Source organism: Geoalkalibacter sp., assembly GCF_030604225.1.
In the GTDB taxonomy this organism is placed as follows: Bacteria; Desulfobacterota; Desulfuromonadia; order Desulfuromonadales; family Geoalkalibacteraceae; genus Geoalkalibacter.
The window spans coordinates 1-5,675 of the sequence record NZ_JAUVWH010000163.1; the positions used below are offsets into that span (position 1 = coordinate 1).

Here is a 5,675-nt window from a genome sequence, read left to right on the forward strand (position 1 = left end):
GCAAAATCGGCATGGCCGACGGGCGCGTGGTTGAGAAGGAGCTTGAGGCCCCGACGGCGCAGGTGCTCAGGGAGAGTCTGACCGAGCAGGGGTTCCACGTCTTCTTCATCAAGAAGATTCCCTTCCAATTCCTGAGACAAAGCGGCTCCCTCGGACCGCGCTTCTCCGGACGGCGTTTTCTGTCCTTCAACCAGGAACTTCTGGTCTTGCTGCGCTCGGGGCTGCCGATTCTGCAGGTGCTCGACACGCTCATGGAAAAGATGGAAGTCGGCGCGGTGCTGTCGGTCTTGCGCGAGGTGCGCGAGGACATCAAGGGCGGGGGGTCGCTATCCGAGGCCTTCGAGAAATTCCCCCGTTATTTTCCCTACCTCTACATCGCATCCATCCGTGCCGGCGAGCGCACTGGCGACCTCCCCGTGACGCTGGCGCGCTACATCGAATATCAGCGCCGCATGGAGGCCATCAAGGCCAAGATTCGCAGCGCCACCTTTTATCCGGCGTTTCTCTCGGTGGTCGTCACGGCGGTGGTCTTGCTGCTGATGATCTACGTGGTGCCGCGTTTTACCCAGATTTATGCCGATGCGCGCGTGGAGCTGCCCCTTTTGACGCGCATCGTCATCGCGCTGGCCGACGGCCTGGGCCGTTATCTGCCCCTGGTTGTCCTGCTCGCCTTGGGGGGCGCCATCGCCGCACGGATGTTCGTCCATTCGGAGCGCGGCGGCTATCTGCTTGACCGGCTCAAGCTGCGCCTGCCCTTTTTCGGGGCCCTGCTCAGCGATTATGCCATTTCCAGTTTCTGCCGGACCCTGAGCACCACGCTGGCCGGAGGCATTCCGGCGGTGCAGGCCATGCGCATGTCCCGCGCGACCCTCAACAACCGGGTTCTCGAGGAGCGGGTGCTGGCGGCCACGCAGCGGGTGGAAGAGGGCATGGCGATCTCCGAGAGTTTTGAAAAAGCGACTTTTTTCCCGAGCATCGCCCTGCGTATGATCGGCGTCGGCGAAACCACCGGTGCCCTGGCGGAAATGCTCAACGAGGTGGCCGATTATTACGAGCAGCAGGTCGGGGTCCGGCTCGATCGTCTCACCACCCTGGTCGAGCCGGTGATGATGCTGGTCATGGGCCTGCTCATCGGCGGCATCGTGGTGGCCATGTATTTCCCTATCTTTCAACTGGCCGGAACGGTTCAGTAACGGGTTGGCAACGTGAAGTTCGAGCGCAAGAAAATTGGTGAAATCCTGGTGGAAATGGGCGCCATTGCTCCCGCCCAGGCCGAACTCATTCTGCAGCGCATGCAGCTCTCGGGAAAAACCTTCGGCGACACGGGCATTGAAGAGGGTTTGTTCAACGACGATCTGCTCGCCCAGGCCTTGGCGCGCCAGTTTCAGATGGAATACGTCGATCTCGCCAAGGTGGTTCCCGATCCCGAATTGCAGGCATCGCTGCCCGTCGGACTGGCTTCGCGCTATCAGATCCTGCCCCTGGAGCGACGCGATGACGGCCTGGTGGTGGCGACCCATAATCCCACCGATGTCAGCACCCTTGACAGCCTCGAACTGATTCTCGACACCCGCCTGATACTCAAGGTGGCTGCCCGCTCACGCATCAAGCGCCTGCTGGAGCGCAGCGAAGGCAGCCAGCGCGTGTTGCAGGAAGCCTCGGAAGATTTCAAGTTGCAGTTGGTCAAGGAGACGGACAAGGGTGAGGAGGTGCTCTCCCTGGAGAAGCTCACCGCCGACACCAGTCCGATTATCCGTCTCATCGATTCGACCCTCTACGACGCCCTGAGCCGGCGTGCCAGCGATATCCACATTGAAACCAACCTCGACGGGGTGGCTATCAAGTTTCGCATCGACGGTGTGCTCTATCAGGCGACCGAGCCCCTGGATTCGCGGTTTCAGAGTCCCATCATCTCGCGTCTCAAGGTCATGAGCGAGCTCGACATCTCCGAGCGGCGCATTCCCCAGGACGGCCGTTTCAAGGTGCGGATCGGCGGACGCTCCATCGATTTTCGCGTCTCCATCATGCCCAGCATTTTCGGCGAGGATGCGGTCATCCGTATTCTCGACAAGGAAACCATCGCCGCTGATTTCAAGGGTTTGACCCTGGAAGTGCTGGGCATCGCCGAGCGTGAAATCCGGCGTTTCCGGCGCAAGATCCGCGAGCCCTACGGCATGGTGCTGGTCACCGGCCCGACCGGCAGCGGCAAGACCACCACCTTGTATGCGGCGCTCACCGAGATCAACACCCAGGAAGACAAGATCATCACCATCGAGGACCCCGTCGAATACCAGCTCAAGGGCGTGGTGCAGATTCCCGTCAACGAAAAAAAGGGCTTGACCTTCGCGCGCGGCCTGCGCTCCATTCTGCGCCATGACCCCGACAAGATCATGGTCGGCGAGATCCGCGATCCGGAAACCGCGCAGATCGCCGTGCAGTCGGCCTTGACCGGTCACCTGGTGTTCACCACCGTGCATGCCAACAATGTGTTCGACGTACTCGGGCGCTTCCTGCACATGGGCATCGATCCCTACAACTTCGTCAGCTGCCTCAACGTGGTGCTGGCCCAGCGGCTGGTGCGCCGGATCTGTCCCCACTGCCGCCGCCCGGCCCAGGTCGAGCGCGAGACCGTGGAAGAAGCCGGTTTGGATTGGGAACGCTATCGCGAGCACGGTTTTTTCGAGGGCGAGGGTTGCAAGGAGTGCCGCGGAATGGGTTTTCTGGGGCGCAGCGCCATCGTCGAAATGCTCGAACTCAACGACGAACTGCGCGAACTGATCCTGGCCAAGGCGCCGGTTTCCCAGCTCAAGCGAGCCGCCGCGGCCGCCGGGACGGTTTTTTTGCGCGACGCCGCCGTTGAGAAGGTGCTGGAGGGCACGACCACCTTCAAGGAGATCAATCGCGTGACCTTCGTGGAGAGGAACTAAGGCGTGCTGCGGCGAACCTATCTTGGGCTCAGTTTCGATTCTTCCCGGATCCAGGCCGTGGCCCTGCATCGCCAGGGCAAGGGCGTGCAGTTGCAGGCGGCGCGATCCTTCGCCCTCAAGCCGGGCGCGCTCAATCCCTCGCTGCGTGATGCCAACCTGGCCAACCCCCAGGAAATAGCCGAGATTATCTCTGAAGTCCTGCAGCCCCTGGCGGGACGCGAGGATCGTCTTGCCCTGTCCTTGCCCGACCAGGCGGGGCGAGTGATCCTGACGGAAATCGAAGCTCCCTTCAAAACCAAGCAGGAAGGCCTCGACATTTTGCGCTGGCAGCTCAAGAAAAGCCTGCCCAGCGAGCTCAGCGATATCTGTCTGGATTTTTTTGTACTGAACCGCGGCGACACCGGCCGCTTGCGGGTCGTCACCTCGATCATGGATTGTGGTGTTCTTGATCAGTATCAGGATGCGGTGGAGCAGGCGGGGTACCATGCGTTGCTCATTGATTTTCATTCCTTTAATCTTTTCAACTATTATCGAACGCGCTTGGACATGGGCGAGGATTTCATCTTTATCGGTCTGGAAGGGCGGGTTCTGAGCCTCGAAATCTTCCAGGGGCGCGTGCTGGTCTTTCATCGCGTCCGGGATATCGCCGAGGATCCCGACCAGGTTTTCCAGGAACTCAACCGCTCCCTGGTCGGCGTTCAGGGCGGGCAGACGGCCCTGCGCCGCTGCGCGGTCTATCTGCATTGCGACTGGGCGAATGCCGGGACGTTGCGCGAGTCCCTGGCGGGGCTTTTCGAAAAGGAGCTGCAACTGCTCGATCCTCATGTTGATCGGTTGATGAGCCCCGCGGCGCAGAGCCTCGGGCGGCCCGGCACTTCGGTAGTGGCGGCCATCGGTGTCGGCGAGCGGCTTTTGTGGGGGGCGGCATGAAGATCGCTCTCAATCTGGCCAACCGCGTTTATCTCAACCGCCGGGCCTGGACCCTTGGCTATGGCGTGGCGGGTCTGGCCTTGCTCGGCCTTTTGGTGATGAACGGCGTTTTTTTCTGGCAGGGTCGCACCCAGGTTGCCGGCCTCGAGACAACCCTTGCGGCGCTGCGGCTGGACGCCGCGGCGCGCGGCGTGGGCACCGTGGAGGTCGGCCCCGCCGCTTTTCAGCAGTTGCTTCGTGAGGTGGCCCTGGCCAACAGCATTCTGGAGAGCGACAGCTTTCGCTGGACGCAACTGCTCGATCGTTTCGAGGACGTGATTCCCGAGGGGGTGTCCCTGCGCAGCATTCTGCCCGACTACAAGACGCGCGCCCTCAATCTGACGGCGGTGGCGCGCGGCTTGGAGGAAATGACGGCCTGTCTGGATCAGCTCATGCGGTCCGAGCATTTTCGCCACACCTACCTGCTGCGCCAGGAAAAGACCACGGTCACGGATTTCGCCGGCCGCGAACGCGAAGCGGTGCTTTTTTCCCTAGTCGTGCGGGAGGCGTTCTGAGATGAAACCGGCCGTCTATCTCCGCGCCCTGTGGCAACACAATCGCGTCATGCCGATTTTGGTGGGCGTGCTGCTCGCCGCCAACCTGGCGCTTTTCCTGGCCGATGCGCGCCTGCTCGCCCCTCGTGCCCTGAATTTGCAGCAGGAGATCCTGCATCAGCAGGAGCAGCTGCGGCGATTGGACCAGGCGGGCGGGGCACAGGATTCGCCCCGCGATACCTATCAGCAGGGCCGCGAAGACCTTGCGGTCTTTTTCGATGCGATTCCGCAGCGGGAGGAACTTTCGCAACTGGTTGGGGAGGTTTTCGGCCTGGCCAAAGCCGCGGGACTGGTCATCGAACGCATCACCTACGACCCGCAGCAGCTGTCCGAGAGTCCGCTCCTCAGCTATACCCTGGTGTTTTCCGTGAACGGCAATTACGAACAGTTGAAACAGTTTATTTTTTCCCTGGAGCATTCCCCGCGCATCATCGCGCTCAATGAGATCGCTTTTTCCGGTGGGGATGCCGCACGGCGCACCACGACGCTCAACCTGCGGTTCACCACCTATTTTCGGGGTGATGCGACATGACGCGCGCCAACCAGAAAAAGCTGTTGGCCGGATGCCTGGTCGGCCTGGTTTGCGCCGCTGGTTACGCCGCTTGGCAAAGTCCGCGACAGCAGCGCGTGAGCGATTCCGTCGAAACCCCACGCGCCGTTGCGGCGCCGCGCCGAGCCGCGCCCGCCGAAGCGGCCAGGCCGGCCGCCCCGGAGAGTGTGCGCCTGGACTTGCTGGAGGAGGGTGAAACAACCTTTCCCGGGTCCGTGCGGGATCTTTTCGGTCCCTTGTTTGCCGCGCCCACGGTGCCGGTCGCGCCTCCGGCGCCGCCTTTGCCTCCGCCTCCGCCTACGCCGGTTGCCATGCCAGAACCTGGGCCGACCGTTGAACCCGTCGCGACGCTGCCTTCGACCCCTTTCAGCGTGCTCGGGTTTGTCGAGACCGAGGGGCGAAAAACCGTATTTCTTGAAGCCGGCGGCGAGGTGTTCCTGGCGCGGCAGGGTGAGACATTCGGCAGCGATTTCGAGGTAACGGAGCTCACGCCGCAACGTCTGGTGATTGCCCAGCAAGGCAAACCGCATCCAATCATTTTACCCCTGCAGGAGCGCCCGGCGGTCAGTTCCTTTGGTTCTCCGCCCGCTCCTGCCGCGTCCCCCGGAGCGGCGCGGCGCATACTGCCGCCACCGCGCCCGGCGGGGCGCTAATCTCATGCATTGTTTTCAACCC

General features: G+C 62.2%; 6 protein-coding genes. All 6 read left to right on the top strand.

Annotated features, from left to right (window positions below):
- Positions 1 to 1,193 (top strand): type II secretion system F family protein (locus tag QAT43_RS13800; protein ID WP_305043668.1); only part of this gene is annotated, 1,193 nt, incomplete at its 5' end.
- A gap of 54 nt (positions 1,194 to 1,247) precedes the next feature.
- On the top strand, positions 1,248 to 2,927 hold the full coding sequence (locus QAT43_RS13805; protein ID WP_442900271.1) for a GspE/PulE family protein: 1,680 nt from the start codon (positions 1,248 to 1,250) through the stop codon (positions 2,925 to 2,927).
- A 3-nt stretch (positions 2,928 to 2,930) separates the two neighbouring features.
- A complete protein-coding gene (pilM, locus tag QAT43_RS13810; protein WP_305043670.1) occupies positions 2,931 to 3,857 on the top strand; it encodes a pilus assembly protein PilM in 927 nt (308 codons plus the stop codon).
- Positions 3,854 to 4,411 carry a PilN domain-containing protein gene (locus QAT43_RS13815; RefSeq protein WP_305043671.1) on the top strand — a complete coding sequence of 186 codons (558 nt, stop codon included), beginning with the start codon at positions 3,854 to 3,856 and terminating at the stop codon, positions 4,409 to 4,411. The genes pilM and QAT43_RS13815 overlap by 4 nt, the downstream gene beginning before the upstream one ends.
- Before the next feature lies 1 nt (position 4,412).
- Positions 4,413 to 4,982, top strand: a complete 570-nt coding sequence (gene pilO, locus QAT43_RS13820) for a type 4a pilus biogenesis protein PilO (RefSeq protein WP_305043672.1) — start codon at positions 4,413 to 4,415, stop codon at positions 4,980 to 4,982.
- On the top strand, positions 4,979 to 5,653 hold the full coding sequence (locus QAT43_RS13825) for a hypothetical protein (RefSeq protein WP_305043673.1): 675 nt from the start codon (positions 4,979 to 4,981) through the stop codon (positions 5,651 to 5,653). The genes pilO and QAT43_RS13825 overlap by 4 nt, the downstream gene beginning before the upstream one ends.
- The last annotated feature ends 22 nt before the right edge of the window (positions 5,654 to 5,675 follow it).